This window comes from Pseudoselenomonas caprae (genome assembly GCF_008271345.1).
Taxonomy (GTDB): domain Bacteria; phylum Bacillota; class Negativicutes; order Selenomonadales; family Selenomonadaceae; genus Selenomonas_A; species Selenomonas_A caprae.
Map to the genome: position 1 here is coordinate 85,643 of NZ_VTOZ01000002.1, position 16,619 is coordinate 102,261.

Annotated in this window: 16 protein-coding genes; 13 read left to right on the forward strand and 3 right to left on the reverse strand. The window is 52.8% G+C overall.

The annotated features are described in order from the left end of the window. Positions 1-116 precede the first annotated feature (116 nt). Positions 117-1,607, reverse strand: coding sequence for an L-fucose/L-arabinose isomerase family protein (locus FZ041_RS01365; protein WP_149188282.1), 1,491 nt, complete (start codon positions 1,605-1,607; stop codon positions 117-119). A 323-nt stretch (positions 1,608-1,930) separates the two neighbouring features. Between FZ041_RS01365 and xylB the strand changes: the two genes are divergently transcribed. The 6 genes from xylB (at position 1,931) to FZ041_RS01395 (ending at position 9,793) form a co-directional block, all read left to right on the forward strand. Further along, positions 1,931-3,454 carry a xylulokinase gene (xylB, locus tag FZ041_RS01370; RefSeq protein ID WP_149188283.1) on the forward strand — a complete coding sequence of 508 codons (1,524 nt, stop codon included), beginning with the start codon at positions 1,931-1,933 and terminating at the stop codon, positions 3,452-3,454. 15 nt (positions 3,455-3,469) lie between these two features. Beyond that, positions 3,470-4,891 (forward strand): sugar porter family MFS transporter, encoded by a 1,422-nt coding sequence (locus tag FZ041_RS01375; RefSeq protein WP_149188284.1) that lies wholly within the window; start codon positions 3,470-3,472, stop codon positions 4,889-4,891. Between the two features lie 23 nt (positions 4,892-4,914). Continuing rightward, positions 4,915-6,330 (forward strand): glycoside-pentoside-hexuronide (GPH):cation symporter, encoded by a 1,416-nt coding sequence (locus FZ041_RS01380; protein ID WP_149188285.1) that lies wholly within the window; start codon positions 4,915-4,917, stop codon positions 6,328-6,330. Between the two features lie 15 nt (positions 6,331-6,345). Further along, a complete protein-coding gene (locus tag FZ041_RS01385; protein ID WP_149188286.1) occupies positions 6,346-7,965 on the forward strand; it encodes a glycoside hydrolase family 43 protein in 1,620 nt (539 codons plus the stop codon). 30 nt (positions 7,966-7,995) lie between these two features. Continuing rightward, positions 7,996-8,625 (forward strand): DUF4867 family protein, encoded by a 630-nt coding sequence (locus FZ041_RS01390; RefSeq protein WP_149188287.1) that lies wholly within the window; start codon positions 7,996-7,998, stop codon positions 8,623-8,625. Positions 8,626-8,776: 151 nt separating this feature from the next. Then, entirely contained in the window at positions 8,777-9,793 is a 1,017-nt protein-coding gene (locus FZ041_RS01395) for a LacI family DNA-binding transcriptional regulator (protein ID WP_075442130.1), read from the forward strand. Between the two features lie 3 nt (positions 9,794-9,796). Here FZ041_RS01395 and FZ041_RS01400 read toward each other — a convergent pair whose 3' ends face one another. Both FZ041_RS01400 and FZ041_RS01405 read right to left on the reverse strand, forming a co-directional pair. After that, complete coding sequence (locus FZ041_RS01400; RefSeq protein ID WP_149188288.1) at positions 9,797-10,678, reverse strand: polysaccharide deacetylase family protein; 882 nt, start codon at positions 10,676-10,678, stop codon at positions 9,797-9,799. Beyond that, the gene (locus FZ041_RS01405; protein ID WP_075442126.1) at positions 10,675-11,130 is read right to left on the reverse strand and encodes a sporulation-specific protein 15; all 456 of its coding nucleotides are present in this window, start codon (positions 11,128-11,130) and stop codon (positions 10,675-10,677) included. The genes FZ041_RS01400 and FZ041_RS01405 overlap by 4 nt, the downstream gene beginning before the upstream one ends. A gap of 114 nt (positions 11,131-11,244) precedes the next feature. Here FZ041_RS01405 and FZ041_RS01410 point away from each other — a divergent pair, with 114 nt between their 5' ends. From FZ041_RS01410 to FZ041_RS01440, 7 genes are all read left to right on the forward strand, one after another. Beyond that, positions 11,245-12,117 (forward strand): ABC transporter ATP-binding protein, encoded by an 873-nt coding sequence (locus tag FZ041_RS01410; RefSeq protein WP_149188289.1) that lies wholly within the window; start codon positions 11,245-11,247, stop codon positions 12,115-12,117. Beyond that, positions 12,117-12,854, forward strand: coding sequence for an ABC transporter permease (locus tag FZ041_RS01415; RefSeq protein WP_149188290.1), 738 nt, complete (start codon positions 12,117-12,119; stop codon positions 12,852-12,854). The genes FZ041_RS01410 and FZ041_RS01415 overlap by 1 nt, the downstream gene beginning before the upstream one ends. 18 nt (positions 12,855-12,872) lie before the next feature. Beyond that, entirely contained in the window at positions 12,873-13,691 is an 819-nt protein-coding gene (locus FZ041_RS01420) for a metal ABC transporter ATP-binding protein (RefSeq protein WP_075442120.1), read from the forward strand. Then, complete coding sequence (locus FZ041_RS01425; RefSeq protein ID WP_075442119.1) at positions 13,691-14,533, forward strand: metal ABC transporter permease; 843 nt, start codon at positions 13,691-13,693, stop codon at positions 14,531-14,533. The genes FZ041_RS01420 and FZ041_RS01425 overlap by 1 nt, the downstream gene beginning before the upstream one ends. Positions 14,534-14,613: 80 nt before the next feature. Further along, a complete protein-coding gene (locus tag FZ041_RS01430) occupies positions 14,614-15,384 on the forward strand; it encodes a hypothetical protein (protein ID WP_149188291.1) in 771 nt (256 codons plus the stop codon). A gap of 87 nt (positions 15,385-15,471) precedes the next feature. Then, positions 15,472-16,086, forward strand: coding sequence for a recombinase family protein (locus FZ041_RS01435; protein WP_149188292.1), 615 nt, complete (start codon positions 15,472-15,474; stop codon positions 16,084-16,086). Positions 16,087-16,240: 154 nt separating this feature from the next. Then, positions 16,241-16,618 (forward strand): TIGR02530 family flagellar biosynthesis protein, encoded by a 378-nt coding sequence (locus FZ041_RS01440; RefSeq protein WP_149188293.1) that lies wholly within the window; start codon positions 16,241-16,243, stop codon positions 16,616-16,618. Position 16,619: the final 1 nt, after the last annotated feature.

Below are 16,619 nucleotides of genomic sequence, written 5' to 3' on the forward strand. Positions count from 1 at the left end.
TGCATATTCCGTTTTCTCGTTTTCCCCAAAAAGTAAAACGAAAATTCCCTTAGGAAAAAGGCAGCTGTGACGACAGCTGCCTTTTTCTAAGGGAATTTGTTTATGCGAAGGGAATATCAAGCAAATGGATTTTCCGTCGGATATAGCATGTCCTTAGGCTGGTTGAAAGCGATATCCGTGAGCCCAAGGTATTGGAAGACGGACCAGAGAGCTTTGCCGAAGTGACCGAAGGCTACAGCACCATGGTGCGGATAGCGTTTCTGGATCAGCACATGGCGGTAGAAGCGGCCCATCTCTGGAATCGCGAAAATACCGATGCCACCGAAGGAATGTGTAGCTGCCGGCAGGACTTCGCCCTCGGCGACATAAGCGCGCAGCTTGCCATCGGAAGTGCTCTGGAGGCGGAAGAAGGTGATGTCGCTGGCGGCAATATCGCCTTCGAGTGTGCCACGCGTAAAGTCAGGCGTCCCACCGTTTTCAAGCAGGCGGTTCTGGATCAGCTGATACTTCACGCCGCCTTTGCGGAGCTTGCAGAGCGGTGTGTTGCCACAGTGGAAGCCCATAAAGATATCTTCGAGTTTGTAGTTGGTTGAAGGTTTGATATCGGCTTCGTAGAGGTCTTTTGGTACGCTGTTGTTGATATCAAGCAGCGTTACAGCATCGCCACTGACACAGAGGCCGATATATTCGCTGAGAGCACCGTAGATATCGACTTCGCAGGAGACCGGGATGCCCTGGGAGACCATGCGGCTGTTGACATAGCAGGGCTCGAACCCGAACTCCTTCGGGAAGGCTGGCCAGCATTTATCGGCAAAGGCGACATAGTCACGCGAGCCCTTGTGTTCAGCCATCCAATCCTTGAGGGTAAGCTCGAACTGAGCCATGCGCGGCAGCATTTCCGGATATGGGTTGCCCTCGTGGCCGAGCTCTTTGGCCATATCTTCGACGATGGCTGTGATGCGCGGATCATCCTTGTGGGCACGGTAAGCAACGAGCAGGTCGAGCTCCGAGTTTTCCTCGATTTCCACACCGAGGTCGTAGAGCGGCTGGATCGGTGCATTGCAGGCGAAGAAATCCTGCGGACGCGGGCCGAAGGTGATGATCTTGAGATGGGAAAGACCGATGAGCGTGCGGGCAATCGGCTGGAACTCGGCGATCATGGTGGCGATATCGTCGGCTGTGCCTACCGGGTACTCAGGGATGAAGGCCTTCAGATGACGCAGGCCGAGGTTATAGGAGCAGTTCAGCATGCCGCAGTAGGCATCGCCGCGGCCGTTGATAAGGTCTTTGCCGCTTTCTTCGGCTGCCGATACATACATGACCGGCCCGTCAAATTCTTTGGCAATGAGTGTCTCGGGGGTTTCCGGGCCGAAATTGCCGAGGAAGACAACCAGTGCATTACAGCCGGCGTCTTTGGCTTCCTTGACGGCAGCGAGCATATCGGTTTCGTTTTCAACGGTTTTCTTCACTTCGTAGAGAGAGCCATATTTTTTTGCGTAGCTTTCTGCGATAGCATGGCGGCGGTTCTCCGACATGGAGATGATGAAGCAGTCGCGGCTGACAGACAAGATACCGCATTTGACAGTTGGGATGTTGCTCATGGTCATGATAAAACGCTCCTTTTTTAATACAATCACAGCTAGATATTGGTTTTGCGTGCGTTCATGTGCACGCCTCATTTCGGTTAATAGCATAGCACTGAGAAAACACATTGTCAATTGTTTTATTTTTATTTGGCGCGTTAATAGGGCGTTTTTTGTAAAAGCAATCATATAATGCGCAAGTTTATTATTATTTAAGCGCTTTAATAAATTTTTAGAAAAATAAAAATTCGTATTGACGCTTGTTTTATATTGTGCTATATTGGTGTCAAGCTTGAGCGTGCATAAGCACGCAATACGGAAGCTGGATAAACAGGGGGGCAGGATTTATGAAATATCTTATCGGTATCGACATCGGTACCTCAGCCACCAAGACAGTGCTTTTCGATGAGAACTGTCGGGTCGTGCGGTCATCTTCACAGGAATATCCGCTTTATCAGCCGCAAAACGGCTGGGCGGAACAGGAACCGCTCGATTGGTATGGGGCAGTTTTGAAGACGGTGAAGGATGTGGTCCGTACGTCAGGTGTACCAGCTGCGGACATCAAGGGGATTGGTCTTTCCGGGCAGATGCATGGGCTGGTCATGCTCAATGCGCAGAACGAGGTCATCCGTCCGGCAATCATCTGGTGTGATCAGCGCACTGGCAAGGAGTGTGAGGAAATCACCCGGCGGGTCGGCAAGGAGCGTTTGATTGAGATTACGGCCAATCCGGCGCTTACGGGCTTCACGGCATCGAAGATCCTCTGGGTCCGCAATCATGAGGCCGAAAATTACCGGGCTTGCCGTCATATCTTGCTGCCGAAGGATTATGTGCGTTTCCGCATGACTGGTGACTATGCGACGGAGGTCTCCGATGCGAGCGGCATGCAGCTCCTGGACGTGCCGAACCGCTGCTGGTCCAAGGAGATCCTGGAGAAATTGGAGATTGATGAAGCTTTGCTGCCGAAGGTCTACGAATCGCCAGAGGTGACCGGTCATATCACGGCTGAGTTCGCGGAGCGCACAGGCCTTACCGTCGATACGGTCGTGGTCGGTGGCGCTGGGGACAATGCGGCGGCTGCTGTGGGGACAGGTATTGTCGAAGACGGTCGTGCGTTTACGACCATCGGTACGAGCGGGGTCGTTTTTGCGCATACAAGTACGCCGCGTATCGATCCCAAGGGGCGTGTCCATACGTTCTGCTGTGCGGTGCCGGGCTGCTGGCATGTCATGGGAGTTACGCAGGCGGCGGGCTTGTCGCTCAAATGGTTTCGCGACAATCTGGCTGAAAAGTATAAGAATGATGCGGTGCTCAAAAAGGTCGATGCCTATGACCTTATCAATGAAGATGTTGCCAAGGTGCCAATCGGCAGCCACAGGCTGCTGTATCTGCCTTATCTGATGGGCGAGCGCACACCGCATCTGGATCCTGATTGCCGGGGCGTGTTCTTCGGCCTGTCGGCTATCCATACGAAAGCAGATATGCTGCGGGCGGTCATGGAAGGCGTCAGCTACTCACTGGCGGATTGCTTCGGTATTCTCAAAGAGATGCATGTCGATGTCAATGAGATGATGGCTTGTGGCGGTGGTGGCAAGAGCCGCATCTGGCGGCAGATGCTGGCCGATATGTACAATTGCGAGGTCAAGACCATCAAGGCACAGGAAGGGCCGGCACTTGGCGTGGCTATCCTGGCTGGTGTTGGAGCAGGTATCTTCCGTGATGTGCCATCGGCTTGCCGCCAGTTTATTGAGCAGGATACCTGGTGCCAGCCGGACCCGGCAGCGCATGCGTATTATGAGAAAGGCCACAAACTCTATCAGAAGCTATATGTCCAGCTCAAAGAATGCTATAGTGATTTGGCTGTATTATAAGGGAGGGATTCGCTCATGGGGGCTTCAATCGCAAAAGATATGGCTGAGGAGCAGGAGACAAAGCGGGCGGTAGCGCATGTCCGCATGTTTATCTACTTTGCGGCCGGCATGGCTGGCTTGCTCTTTGGCCTCGATCAGGGGGTTATTTCCGGGGCACTGCCGTTCATCAGTCAGGAATGGAATCTTACCAGTGCCGCGCAGGAATGGGTAGTCAGTTCGATGATGGTCGGCGCCGCAACCGGTGCTATCATTGCGTCGGTCATGGCCAAGAAGATTGGCCGTAAGAAGAGCTTGATGATCGGTGCCGCACTCTTTATCATCGGTTCGCTGGGGTCAGGCTTTGCTGTCAGCGCCGATATGCTTATTGGCTTTCGGCTGATCCTTGGTTTGTCCGTTGGTATTGCATCTTATACAGCCCCGTTGTATTTAGCAGAAATGTCGGATAAGAATGCACGGGGACGAGTGATATCCGGCTATCAGCTGATGGTAACGGTGGGAATCCTGGCAGCGTTCCTGTCGGATACGGCGTTCAGTTACACGGGCAATTGGCGCATGATGTTGATGATCATAGCGTTGCCGGCCGTACTGCTGTTGCTGACGGTCCTCCGCTTGCCGGACAGCCCGCGCTGGCTCGCGGCTGTTGGCCGCTTGGAGGAAGCATCGCATGTCCTCGATTCCCTGCATGGCAGTGCGCAGGCAGCAGAAGAAGAGCTTATGGAGATCAAGGAAGCTCTTAAAATCAAGCAGGATGGCTGGGCCTTGTTCAAGGCGAACAAGAATGTCCGCCGGGCGGTGTTCCTCGGCGTGCTGCTGCAGGCCATGCAGCAGTTTACGGGCTTTAATGTCATCATGTATTATTCACCGAAAATCCTGAGCCTGGCCGGATTCTCTACGACCGAAGACCAGATGATCGGCACGGTTATCAATGGTATTGTCTTTGTATTGTCGACGTTTATTGCCATCTTTATGGTGGACAAGAATGGCCGTAAGCCGACGCTTAAGATTGGCTTTGGGGTTATGGCACTGTCCATGGCAGTGGTAGGTGTCTGCATGTCGATGCTTGAAGCTGGTACGGCGGATGTGTCGGTTTCGTATCTGGCTGCTATCATGACGATGGTCAGCATTGCCGGTTTTGGCATGAGTGCAGGGCCGATTGTCTGGGTGCTCTGCTCGGAAATCCAGCCGCTCAAGTCTCGTGAATTTGGCGTGGCTTGCTCGACGATGACGAATTGGATTACCTGTGCGATTGTCGGTGCAACGTTCCTGACGCTTGTCGATACATTGGGATCGGCGCATACATTCTGGCTTTATGCACTGCTCAATGGACTCTTTATCGTCCTGACGCTTGCTTATGTGCCGGAGACGAAAAACGTCACATTGGAAAATATCGAAAAGAATTTGATGGATGGTAAGAAACTGCGTCATATCGGCTGTTGAAGAAGCCGGGAGAGGGAGAAAAAATGGAAGCTTTGAAAAATTATAAGCTGAGCATGCGGGAAAAGACAGGCTACGCTATGGGCGACCTGGCATGCAACCTCATCTATACCACGGTTTGTACGTATCTCTTGTTTTTCTATACCAATGTTTATGGCTTGCCAGCGGAAATTGTTGCGACAATGTTCCTGATCGTGCGCGTGATGGATGCCATTGTCGATCCGATTGTCGGTACGTTTGTGGATAAGCATACCTTTAAATACGGCAAGTTCCGTCCCTATCTGCTCTACGGTGCATTCCCGTTTGCAGTGCTCGGCATCCTTTGCTTCAGCACGCCGGAGCTCACCCAGGGCGCGAGCATCATCTATGCCTATGCGACCTACATCGGCCTGTCTCTGGTCTATACGACCATCAACATCCCGTATGGTGCCCTTACGGCGGCGATGACCCGCGACAACAAGGAAGTCGTTAGCATGACTTCAATCCGCATGCTCTGTGCGAATCTGGGGGGGCTCATCGTTTCCTTCGGCATCCCCGTACTGGTCACGATGATTACTGGCAGCTATACGGGGGAGGAGTCCCGCTTCGGCTGGCAGGTGACCATGGGCCTTTATAGCGTCATCGGTGCCTTGCTGCTGCTCTACTGCTTCTCGCAGACGAAGGAGCGCATCAAGATCGATCCGTCAAATGATGAGAAGCTGCGTTTTGTCGATGTATTCAAGCAGTTCAAGGTCAATCGTCCGCTGGTTGTTCTTAGTCTGTTCTTTATCATCCTCTTTGGTATGATGGCAGTCACGAATTCCATTGGCACATACTTCATTACCTATAACTGCAACCGTCCGGACCTCATCCAGTGGTTTGGTCTCATCGGTACTTTGCCGGCCTTCTTCCTGCTGCCACTGGTACCGACGTTCAACAAGCTCGTCGGCAAGATCAATCTGCTGCGCATCTCGCTGGTACTTGGCATGGTGGGCTGCATCGTTACCTATCTGGTGCCGGCTGAAAATATCACGCTGGTGCTCATCGCGCGCTTCATTGGTTCGTGCGGTATCATTGTCGCCGGCGGCTTTATGTGGGCGCTGATTCCTGAGACCATCGAGTATGGTGAGTACAAGACAGGTAAGCGGCTTAGCGGCATGATTTATGCAATCATCGGTTTCTTCTTCAAGTTTGGGCTTGCGCTCGGCGGTATCGTTCCGGGCTTCATGCTGGCGCGGTTTGGCTATGTGGCCAATCAGGTGCAGACGCCTGAGGCCCTGCAGGGCATTTTGCTGACGACGACGCTCATTCCGTTGCTGTTCCTCGCTGTGGCGTTTATCGATATCTGCTTCTATGGCCTCGATGATGCACGTTATCATGAGATCGTGACGGAGCTTGAGAGCCGCCATGCACAGGAGCAGGCGCAGGAACATGAAGGAACGCCGGCAACAGGGACTATGTAAAAAGGAGCATTTATCATGAAGATACAGAATCCAATCTTGAAAGGTTTCAATCCCGACCCGAGCATCGTGCGGGCTGGGGATGACTACTACATTGCCACGTCGACATTTGAATGGTTTCCGGGCGTTCAGATTCATCATTCTAAGGATCTTGTGCATTGGCATCTGATTGCCCATCCGCTTGATACCGTGGAAATGCTCGATATGAAGGGCAATCCGGATTCAGGCGGAATCTGGGCACCAGACCTTAGCTATGCCGATGGTAAGTTCTGGCTGATTTATACCGATGTCAAGGTCGTCGATGGCATGTGGAAGGACTGCCATAATTATCTTACGACGGCCGAAGACATCAAAGGGCCGTGGTCAAAGCCAATCCTTTTGAATGGGGCAGGATTTGATGCGTCGCTTTTCCATGATCCGAGCGGCCGCAAATATCTCGTCAATATGTATTGGGATCAGCGCGTCTACCATCATAATTTCTATGGTATCGCTTTGCAGGAATATTCGGTGGCGGAAGAAAAGCTCATTGGCCAGCCGGAAATCATCTACAAGGGCACGGATATTGCCTACACCGAAGGCCCGCATCTTTACCACATCAATGATATGTATTATCTGATGACAGCTGAGGGCGGTACGACGTATCAGCATTCGGAGACCATCGCACGGAGCAAGGATATCCATGGGCCCTATGAAATCCAGCCCGATTACCCCATGCTGTCCGCTTGGACGGATATTCATAATCCACTGCAGAAATGCGGGCATGCTTCGCTGGTGCAAACGCAGGGGGGCGAGTGGTATTTGGCGCACTTGACGGGACGGCCGCTGCCGGCACCATCAGGTTTCCCGAGCCGCGAGCGTGAGCAGCATGCCTATTGTCCGCTGGGCCGTGAGACCGCTATCGAGAAAATCGAGTGGCACGATGGCTGGCCGAAGGTAGTGGGCGGCCGTCAGGGCAGCCTGGAGGTCGAGGCTCCGGATCTTCCGGTGCAGGAATGGGCAGCAACCTATGAAGAAGTAGATGATTTTGATTCTACGGACTTAAATATCAATTTCCAGACGCTGCGGATTCCGTTTACGGAAATGCTCGGCAGCCTTATGGCCCGTCCGGGATTCCTGCGGCTCTACGGCCGCGAATCCCTGCAGTCGAAATTCACGCAGGCACATGTGGCCCGCCGTTGGCAGTCGTTTGCCTTTGATGCGCAGACGAGCGTAGAATTCCAGCCAAAATCGTTCCAGCAGATGGCGGGCATGACCTGCTACTATAATACGGAGAACTGGTCGAGCATCCATGTGACCTGGAATGAGAGCAAGGGACGCTGTATCGATTTGGTCATTGCCGATAATGGCAGCTTCTCGATGCCGCTTGCCGGGCAGGAAATCCCTGTGCCGGAGGATGTGAAGACGGTCCATTTCAAAGCGGAGGTACGTGGCCGGAGCTATCGTTATGGGTATTCCTTTGATGGCGAATCGTTTACGTTCCTTCCTGTTACGCTGGCTAGCTGGAAGCTGTCCGACGATTATGTGCGGGGCGGCGGCTTCTTTACCGGGGCATTTGTCGGCATGAATTGCATCGATATCACGGGCACGGCGCTGCCTGCGGACTTTGACTATTTCAGCTACAAAGAATTAGAAAAATAATGGGATGAATAGAATCGCGAGGTGCAGAAAATGAAAATCAGCAGTGTCAAAGAAAAAGAATTTCGTACGTATGGCCGTGTTCTGCCATTGGATGTCACAGATTTTGTGGAGACAATCAAAGCCCGTCCGGCTGTGAAGAAAGGCGAAGTGGTCTATGAGCCGTCAGTCCGTGCGTTTGAGGAATTGCCGCTCTATCAGGAGCTCAAGGATAAGACCTATGGCGAGCAGGCCATTGAGTTTGGTCATTGCAGCGGCTGGAATGAGAAGCTCAATGCCGTTGAGTATCATCGCTCTTCGGAAATCGATATCGCAGCGACAGACCTTTATCTGATCTTGGGCCGTCAGCAGGATATCGACTATGAGAACAATACCTATGATACGAGCAAGATGGAGGTATTTTTCGTGCCGGCAGGCACGGCAGTCGAGCTCTATGCGACGACGCTTCATTATGCGCCGTGTGGCAAGGAGGGCCAGGAGTTCCGCTGCGGTGTTGTCTTGCCGAAAGGGACGAATGAGGAACTGCGGGAAAAGCCCGGCCAGCAGGCCGAGGACCGGCTGCTGTTTGCGGACAACAAATGGCTGATCGCCCACAAGGAGAGCGGTCTTGACCGCGATGGCGCTTGGATTGGCTTGCAGGGAGAGAATATCGAACTTTGCTGATGGAGCACAAAAGCCTCTTCTGCCAGAGATGACAGAAGAGGCTTTTGTTTGTCCAAGGGATTCGTTATTTACGAAAGCGGAAAAACTTGCTAAAATACGGATATCATAAGGAACGAGAATAAGGGATTATGCAGGATAGCGAGATGATAGTATGGTTACCATGAAGAAAATTGCTGAGCTTTGCGGGGTATCGCGCGGGACGGTTGACCGTGCCTTGAATGGCCGTGGCCGTGTCAATGCCGAAACAGCTGAGCATATCCGCAAGATGGCTAAGCAGCTGGGCTATGAGCCGAATCCGGCTGGCAAAGCATTAGCGGCCCGCAAGAATCGGCCCATCATCGGCGTGATTTTATCGTCGGAGGGCAATGCTTTTTTTGACAAGGTGATAGAGGGCATGAAGGATGCGGCAAGGGAGTATGCAGTTTATGGCTTGCAGGTAGACATCCGCACGATGAAAGGCTACCAGCCAGAGGAACAGCTGCGGCTCATGGAAGAATTGCAGCCAGAGGTCAAGGCGCTGATTCTCAATCCCATCAATGATGCGCGTGTTATTGCTAAGATCGACGAATTGGTGGCGGCGGGCATCTTTGTCGTCAATGTCAATAACGATGTGGACGGGTCAAAACGCCATTGCTATGTCGGCAGTGATTATTATAATGGCGGCATCACGTCCTGCGCTTTGCTGGAGGCTATGATTGGCCGCAGCGCTGAAATCGGCTTGATTCTTGGCAGCCGGCAGGTGCTTGGCCATAAGCAGCGTCTCGATGGGTTCATGCATCGCATGCAGCGGGTCGAGAATTTCCATGTCATCGACGTCATCGAACATGAAGATGATGAGATTTTCGCCTATGAGCGTACGAAGGCGTTTCTTTTGGCGCATCCTGAGACGACGGCACTGGTTTCCCTGGCTGCCGGCGTTTATGGGATTGGCCGTGCGGTCATGCAGCTGCCCAAAGAAAAACGGCCGATGGTCATCGCTTTTGACAGCGTGCCAACGACCGTGGAGATGATGAAGTTTGGTGTGGTGCGGGCTACGATTTTCCAGCATCCGTACCGGCAGGGGCATCTGGCGGTAGATTTGGCGTTTGCCTATCTCGTCAATGGCCGTATGCCTGGGAAGCAGGAATACATTCTCAAGAATGAAATCCGCCTGTTGGAAAACCTTTGAGACTTACCAAGGCTGAGGCGTCATCGGTGTGATGACGCCGAAGGAAAAGCCTTTGGCTTTGAGGAGGCGGATGATTTCCGGCAAAGCTTTGACCGTTTCCTCATGGCCTTCGGAGCTGTGCATCAGAATGATGGCAAAGTCTTTGTTATCCGTCTGGCTGTCGATATTGCCGATGAAATCCTGAGCGGTCGGATGACCGGGGGCGGCGTCAGCCGAGCTGACATTCCAATCGTGTTCGACATAGCCATTGGCTGCAAGTGCGGGCGGGTAAGCTGACGTGAAGTTGCCGATGACACCACCTGGAGCCCGCAGGATAAGCGGGCGCACACCGATGATATTTTTGATGATATCATCGGTTTTTTGCATTTCGCCAAGGAAGCCATCAATCGCTGGATAGAGCTTGCGGTAATCGTGGTCATAGCTGTGGTTGCCGATGGCATGATGCTCAGCGAAAATGCGCTTCAGGACATCGGGATGCAGCTCGGCATGTGCACCCGTCACATAGAAGGTGGCAGGTACGTCGTTCTCTTTCAGGATATCGAGGATGGCGGGCGTGTTCTTGTTGTCAGGGCCATCGTCAAACGTCAGATAGGCCACCTTGCCGTCTTTATAGGGGGTGAGCTGCGGCAGCTGTGTGGGGAGATTCTTGGCGCGGCGCTCGGCGATGGTGTAGCTGTCGTAGACAGGCATAGCCGGCGTATCAAGCTGCAGGTTGGTAAAGCTATCATCGGCTGTGATATAGGCTGGTGCTGTGGTTTCTGCGGCAGCTGCGGAGCTATCCGCAGAGGACTCGGGTTCGGCAGCAGGGCTTGGCGTCTGGCCGGCGCAGCCAGCGAGCAGCAGCGTGGCCGACAGCAGCAGTGTGGATAAAATCTGACGGGTCAACGTAAGGGGGCACCTCCTTGTTTCGCTTTCGCGGCAGTTTCAGCTGCGGCAAGTTCGGCCCGCAGGCCATCGTAGAATTTTACGAGACCTTCGCGGATGGCCTCGCGGTTGCTATCGTGAAGATGCGCAGTTTTTTTGAGCTCGCGTGTCGTTTCGAGAACGTTGCCGATGGTCAGGATGTAGTTGTATTCTTCTTCGAGTACCTGAGCGGCATCGAGCGGGTCAAGGCAGCTGGTTTCCTGTGTGAGCTTGTCGTAAGCAGTGCTGAGTGCTTTTAGATTCTTCTTCTGTGTCAAGGCCAGGCCGAGATTGTCTGGCGTCACGCGCGCCAGTGCCAGGTTTATGGCATCGCGCTGCGCGTGCATATCGCGCAGGCGCTTCTGCAGGGCCTGGATGCTGCGCGTCATGCGCTGGGCTTCTGCGGGGGAAAGATTGATTTGTTTATCGGTCATGTTTACATCTCCTTGTTGATTCTGCTAGAATCTATTGTAGCGGAATTTTACAGGAAAGTCCAAGTCTTGACGAATTTGCTACAATATTATAGTAGAAGATATGGGAGATACGTCATGATAACCATAGAAAATTTGACAAAAAAGTTTCCGCATAAGACGAAGGCGGGGAAGAATAGTGAAAAGACAGCAGTCGATAATCTCTCGCTGGCCATTGGGGCCGGGGAGATTTTTGGCTTGCTGGGCCCGAATGGCGCAGGCAAGACGACAACCATCCGTATGCTGACGATGCAGACGCAGCCGACAAGCGGTCATATCCGCTATAAGGATATGGATTTGGTGGAGCATGCACAGGCGCTCAAGAGTGTCATTGGCGTGGTGCCGCAGCATGTGAATTTCGATCAGGACTTGACGGTTGGCGAGAATCTTGCGCTGCATGCACGGCTGCACCATATGCGGGGCGCGGAGCGGCGGCAGCGCATCCGTGAGCTGCTGGCGTATGTCGAGCTCACGGATGTGGTGAACGATGGCGTCCGCCGCCTGTCGGGGGGCATGAAGCGCCGCCTGCTGATTGCGCGCGCGCTGTTGCATCGTCCGCGCATCCTGTTCATGGATGAGCCGACGGTCGCACTTGACCCGCAGGTCCGCCGCCGGATTTGGGAGCTAATCCGGCAGATGGCCCGTGACGGCGTCACGGTCTTTTTGACGACGCATTATATCGAGGAAGCAGAAAATCTCTGTGACCGTGTGGCTATCCTCAATAAGGGCAGACTCGTGGCTCTCGATACGCCGGAAAATTTCTGTGAGCAGCTGGGGCGTTATACGGTAGAGTGGGATGGCAGTGCAGGGCGTGCGTACAAGTTCTTTGCCGAAAAACAGGCCGCAGCTGTCTTTGCTGGCCGGCAGGCAGGCGAGGGCTCGATCCTCATACGGCCGACCAATCTCGAGGATGTATTCATCGAGCTTACCGGGCGAAAGGAGGGCATCTGATGCTTTACGATATCTGGACGGTATTTTGGCGCGACTGGGTTGTACTGAAGCGCCGGCTGACGAAATTCATCTTGTCGCGCATGGTGGCCCCGATGCTCTATCTCGTCGCTTTTGGCTGGGGGTTGGGGCGCAGCATCCAGGTGGAGTCAGGGACGTATCTTGACTTTCTGGTGCCAGGCATCCTGGCGCTCAATTCGATGAATATTAGCTTCAATAGCATCACGCCGGTGCATGCGGAGCGCATCTATCATAAAAGTCTGGAAGAATATATCATCGCCCCGATATGGCCCGATGCCTTTGTCATCGGCAAGGTGCTCGCGGCTGTACTGCGCGGGCTGATTTCCTCGGCCATCATCGTAGTGCTGGCTTTGGTCTTTGGCGCACATTTCACGCTTACGCCGCTTTTTTTGCTGGTGCTGGTGCTGAACTGCATCATCTTTGCGGAAATCGGCTTCATCGCGGCGATGAAGATACGGACGTATGAGGAAATGAGCCAGGTCAACACCTATATCCTGCTGCCGATGTCTTTTTTGTGCGGCACTTTTTTTTCGACGCAGGCGCTGCCGGACTTGCTGCGTTATTTCATCGAACTGCTGCCGCTTACGCATACGAGCTATTTGCTGCGCGGGATTGGCAGCGGCAGTGAGATTGCACTGGGCTCAGTCGTGGTATTGCTGCTTTATGCCTTATTGGGCTTTGTAGCCGGGAGCCGGTCGTTCCGCCAGCTGAACCGCTGAATATAAGGAGTAACGAAATTGTTTAAGAATATCATACATCATCACGCATCGTCGAGTGAAGATTGTGCCAAGCTCTGCTGTACGCGCATCGAGGATTTTGCGGTCCGGATTGGCCGTCAGGTCATCTTCGAGGATGTGAATATCCATATCCATTGCGGGCAGCTCACGGCTTTGATCGGCCCGAATGGTGCCGGCAAGAGCACGCTTTTAAAGGCTATCCTGGGCGAGGTGCCGCATCAGGGCAAGCTCCACTATGTCGATGCCAAGGGCAAGCATACAGGGCATCCTGTCATCGGTTATGTACCGCAGTATCTGCGCTTTGATGTCAGCGCTCCGACGAGCGTTATGGACATCTTTATGGCCTGCCTGTCAAAACGTCCCGTCTGGCTTTGCTCAGATAAGAAATTGCGGCCGCAGGTCGAAAAGAGCCTGGCCCGTGTTCATGCCGCGCATTTGATTGACCGCCGGCTTGGTGCGCTCTCAGGCGGCGAGCTGCAGCGCGTACTGCTCGCGCTGGCCCTTGATCCGCTGCCGGATTTATTGCTGCTTGACGAGCCGGTATCGGGCGTTGACCAGAACGGTTTGGAGCTCTTTTATGAAATCCTTGCGGATTTGCGTGAGAAAGAAGATATGGCCATTATCCTGATTTCGCATGATCTTAACATGGTGGCACGTCATGCCGACCAGGTCGTGCTGCTGGATAAGCGTGTCGTCACGAACGGGACGCCGAAAGAGGTGTTTGGTGATGCGCGCACGCGCCGTATTTTCGGCATGCTTGCGGGCGGCGAGGCCGGAAGTGCCAACGATAGCAAAGCGGAAAGCGAGGTGAGAGGCTGATGGAAATGATTTATGGTGTCATGGATACCCTGCTGCCCTTTGAATGGGCCAGCCATATGTTTATGAAGAATGCCTTGCTGGCTATCTTGCTGGTAACGCCGCTCTTTGGCCTCTTGAGCACGATGGTCGTGTCGAACCGCATGGCTTTTTTCTCGGATTCCCTCGGTCATGGTGCGTTCACGGGAATTGCCATCGGGGTACTGCTCGGTGTGGTTTCACCGCTTGTCTCACTGGTGGCGTTTTCCATATTGTTTGCGCTTTGCATTACCTATATCAAGAATAAGAGCACGGCCTCGACCGATACGATTATCGGTGTTTTTTCATCGACAGCGATTGCTTTGGGCCTTATGATCATGACAGCTGGCGGCGGCTTCAATAAGTTTTCCTCGTTTCTTATCGGTGATGTGCTGAGCATCACCGAGGAAGATCTGCAGGCGCTGGCGCTGGTCTTTTTGCTGGTGATTGGCGGCTGGGCTTTGCTCTACAATAAGCTGCTGGTTCTCTCGATCAATTCCTCGTTTGCGCGCAGCCGTGGCATGGATACCTTTTGGGTGGAGGGGATGTTTGCCGCTATCCTGGCTGTCGTCGTATCCATCAGCATCCAGTGGGTCGGCATCCTGATCATCAACGCACTCCTCGTGCTGCCGGCGGCGGCAGCGCGTAACGTCACCAATAATGTCAAGCAATATCATGCGGTATCTATCGGCATTGCATTGCTTACTGGCATCAGTGGCTTGATTCTGGCCTATTACTTCAACATGGCGGCAGGGGCAACAATCGTCGTACTGTCCGCGCTGGTATTTTTTGTGACGATTGTGCTCAAGCCGTATTTTATCCGCTGAGAATAAAGGAGTTTGCCAATAGACCGCGAAAAAATAAAAGGGATTAGATGTAAGGTGAGGGTCTGAAGGAGTGACACAGGATGGCGGCAGATAGTGATAAGCAAAAACTCCGCGAAGAAATGCAGGACATGTTTGGCGAAATGCTGGAACTGCACAAGCGCATGCTGCTGGTGGCAATCGAGCTGCATAAAGCTATGGAAGAAGATGACGATCCGCGGGGCATCAGCAATAGCAATGAATTTTTGTCGTTGATGAAACAGCAGCGGACGCTGTTGATTTTAGGGATGGTACATAAGGCAAATATGGCAGATTCCGAAGAAGAGTGCGGCAAGCTGATTCCGTTTCCTGTGCGGGCGACCAAGGCGAACCTGGAGGCTACGGTTCGCCACTATATCCCGCAGAATATTGAGCGCCTGGCAAAGGAGCATGCCGATATCATGCGCATGGCGAAGATGACAGGCTACTTTGCTTGGTCACTGCCGAAGTCGTGCGTCTCCCATGTAAAGACCACGACGGTAACTACCTATGAATGTGCCAACTGTAATGTACTCTGCAATGCCAAGGAAAATTTTGCGGGCAATGGTTTTGATTTTCTGCATCGTCAGCTCTATCGCCAATATGCGCAGTGGAATTCATGGATGCGGCAGTTTTTGGGCGAACGTAAAAAGACGCTGGCAGAACTGCAGCCAGCTATCGTCGATGAGGCCTGCCGCAAACATCTGATGGAACACTTTGCCAAAGCAGATAATTTTGATGGGCAGGAGTGTTATGGCTGCCCGGTAATCCGTCAATCGTTTGCGGCCCTGCAGAAGCAGAATGCCAAATGGAACGATGCCGATGAAATCCATTGAGGGATAATACAGATACTCAGTAAAATAAATGGGGCTATGCATGCTGTATGCGTGCATAGCCCTATTATTATATTGGGGAGGATTATTATGCAGCAAATCTTGGGATATGTGCGCGTGAGCACGCGGGAGCAGAATCTGGGGCGGCAGCTGGCCGCTATGCGGAAGATGGGAATCGAGCCGCAAAACATTTATATGGATAAAATATCGGGCAAGGATTTTGTGCGGCCGCAGTATCAGAAGCTTATGCAGCGTATCGATGACGAGACGATTCTCTGTATCCATTCCATTGACCGGCTGGGACGCAATTATCGCGAGGTGTTGGAGCAATGGCAGAAGATAACCAAAGTCAAAGGCGCCGACATTGTCGTTTTGGATATGCCGCTATTGGATACGCGGCGAGGCAAGGATTTATTGGGGACATTTGTTAGCGACCTTATCTTGCAGGTGCTGTCCTTTGTGGCCGAAAACGAGCGGCACAACATCCGTCAGCGGCAGGCCGAAGGGATTGCTGAAGCACATCGGCGTGGTGTGCGCTTTGGCCGGCCGCAGAAGCCGTTGCCACAGGGATTTGCCTGTGTGTATCAAGCCTGGCGGCGCGGAGAGCTTTCACTGAACCAGGCAGCCAGGAAAATAAACATGCCGGTTTCTACGTTCTATAATAAATGTCAGCAGCAAAAAGAGCGCGAAAAGCGTCGGAAATAAGCAAACAGCCTATTCGGAAAAGTATACTTTTCTGAATAGGCTGTTTCTATATTAATCTACTATATCTATCGGTGAAAATGCAAGATTTCTTAAATAAAATTTGTCTATTCCAAAAAGTATAGGTTTCAAAACACACATGAGGGTTGAGGCAACTATGAAAGAAATCGTCAAAACACCAGCGAAAGCCGAGCAGGGAATGGCAGGAATCGGCAGGAGACAAGGAAAGTCGCCAAAACCAAACGCAACGGCATTTGCCCGCGAACTGCACGCGGTGAAACATGGCGTCAAATTTTCGCGCCATGCAGAAAAGCGGCTGGAACTGCGCGGGATAGCATTGGATGAGGAGGACAAAGCGCGTCTGGAATCTGCTGTTGACCGCATGGCCGCCAAAGGCTCGCGGGAAGCACTGATTTGGATGAAACAGACGGCCCTCGTCGTAAGCGTGAAAAACCGCACGGTTATCACGGCTGTGGATGAAGCAAGTGCTAAAGAAAATATTTTTACCAACATAGACAGTGCTGCAATACTTTAAG

Coding starts and splice junctions, on each gene's coding strand:
- FZ041_RS01380 (WP_149188285.1), top strand. CDS start 4,915: ATGGAAGCTTTGAAAAATTATAAGCTGAGCATGCGGGAAAAGACAGGC.
- FZ041_RS01435 (WP_149188292.1), top strand. CDS start 15,472: ATGCAGCAAATCTTGGGATATGTGCGCGTGAGCACGCGGGAGCAGAAT.
- FZ041_RS01415 (WP_149188290.1), top strand. CDS start 12,117: ATGCTTTACGATATCTGGACGGTATTTTGGCGCGACTGGGTTGTACTG.
- FZ041_RS01440 (WP_149188293.1), top strand. CDS start 16,241: ATGAAAGAAATCGTCAAAACACCAGCGAAAGCCGAGCAGGGAATGGCA.
- FZ041_RS01365 (WP_149188282.1), bottom strand. CDS start 1,607: ATGACCATGAGCAACATCCCAACTGTCAAATGCGGTATCTTGTCTGTC.
- xylB (WP_149188283.1), top strand. CDS start 1,931: ATGAAATATCTTATCGGTATCGACATCGGTACCTCAGCCACCAAGACA.
- FZ041_RS01410 (WP_149188289.1), top strand. CDS start 11,245: ATGATAACCATAGAAAATTTGACAAAAAAGTTTCCGCATAAGACGAAG.
- FZ041_RS01385 (WP_149188286.1), top strand. CDS start 6,346: ATGAAGATACAGAATCCAATCTTGAAAGGTTTCAATCCCGACCCGAGC.
- FZ041_RS01395 (WP_075442130.1), top strand. CDS start 8,777: ATGGTTACCATGAAGAAAATTGCTGAGCTTTGCGGGGTATCGCGCGGG.
- FZ041_RS01430 (WP_149188291.1), top strand. CDS start 14,614: ATGGCGGCAGATAGTGATAAGCAAAAACTCCGCGAAGAAATGCAGGAC.
- FZ041_RS01390 (WP_149188287.1), top strand. CDS start 7,996: ATGAAAATCAGCAGTGTCAAAGAAAAAGAATTTCGTACGTATGGCCGT.
- FZ041_RS01405 (WP_075442126.1), bottom strand. CDS start 11,130: ATGACCGATAAACAAATCAATCTTTCCCCCGCAGAAGCCCAGCGCATG.
- FZ041_RS01375 (WP_149188284.1), top strand. CDS start 3,470: ATGGGGGCTTCAATCGCAAAAGATATGGCTGAGGAGCAGGAGACAAAG.
- FZ041_RS01425 (WP_075442119.1), top strand. CDS start 13,691: ATGGAAATGATTTATGGTGTCATGGATACCCTGCTGCCCTTTGAATGG.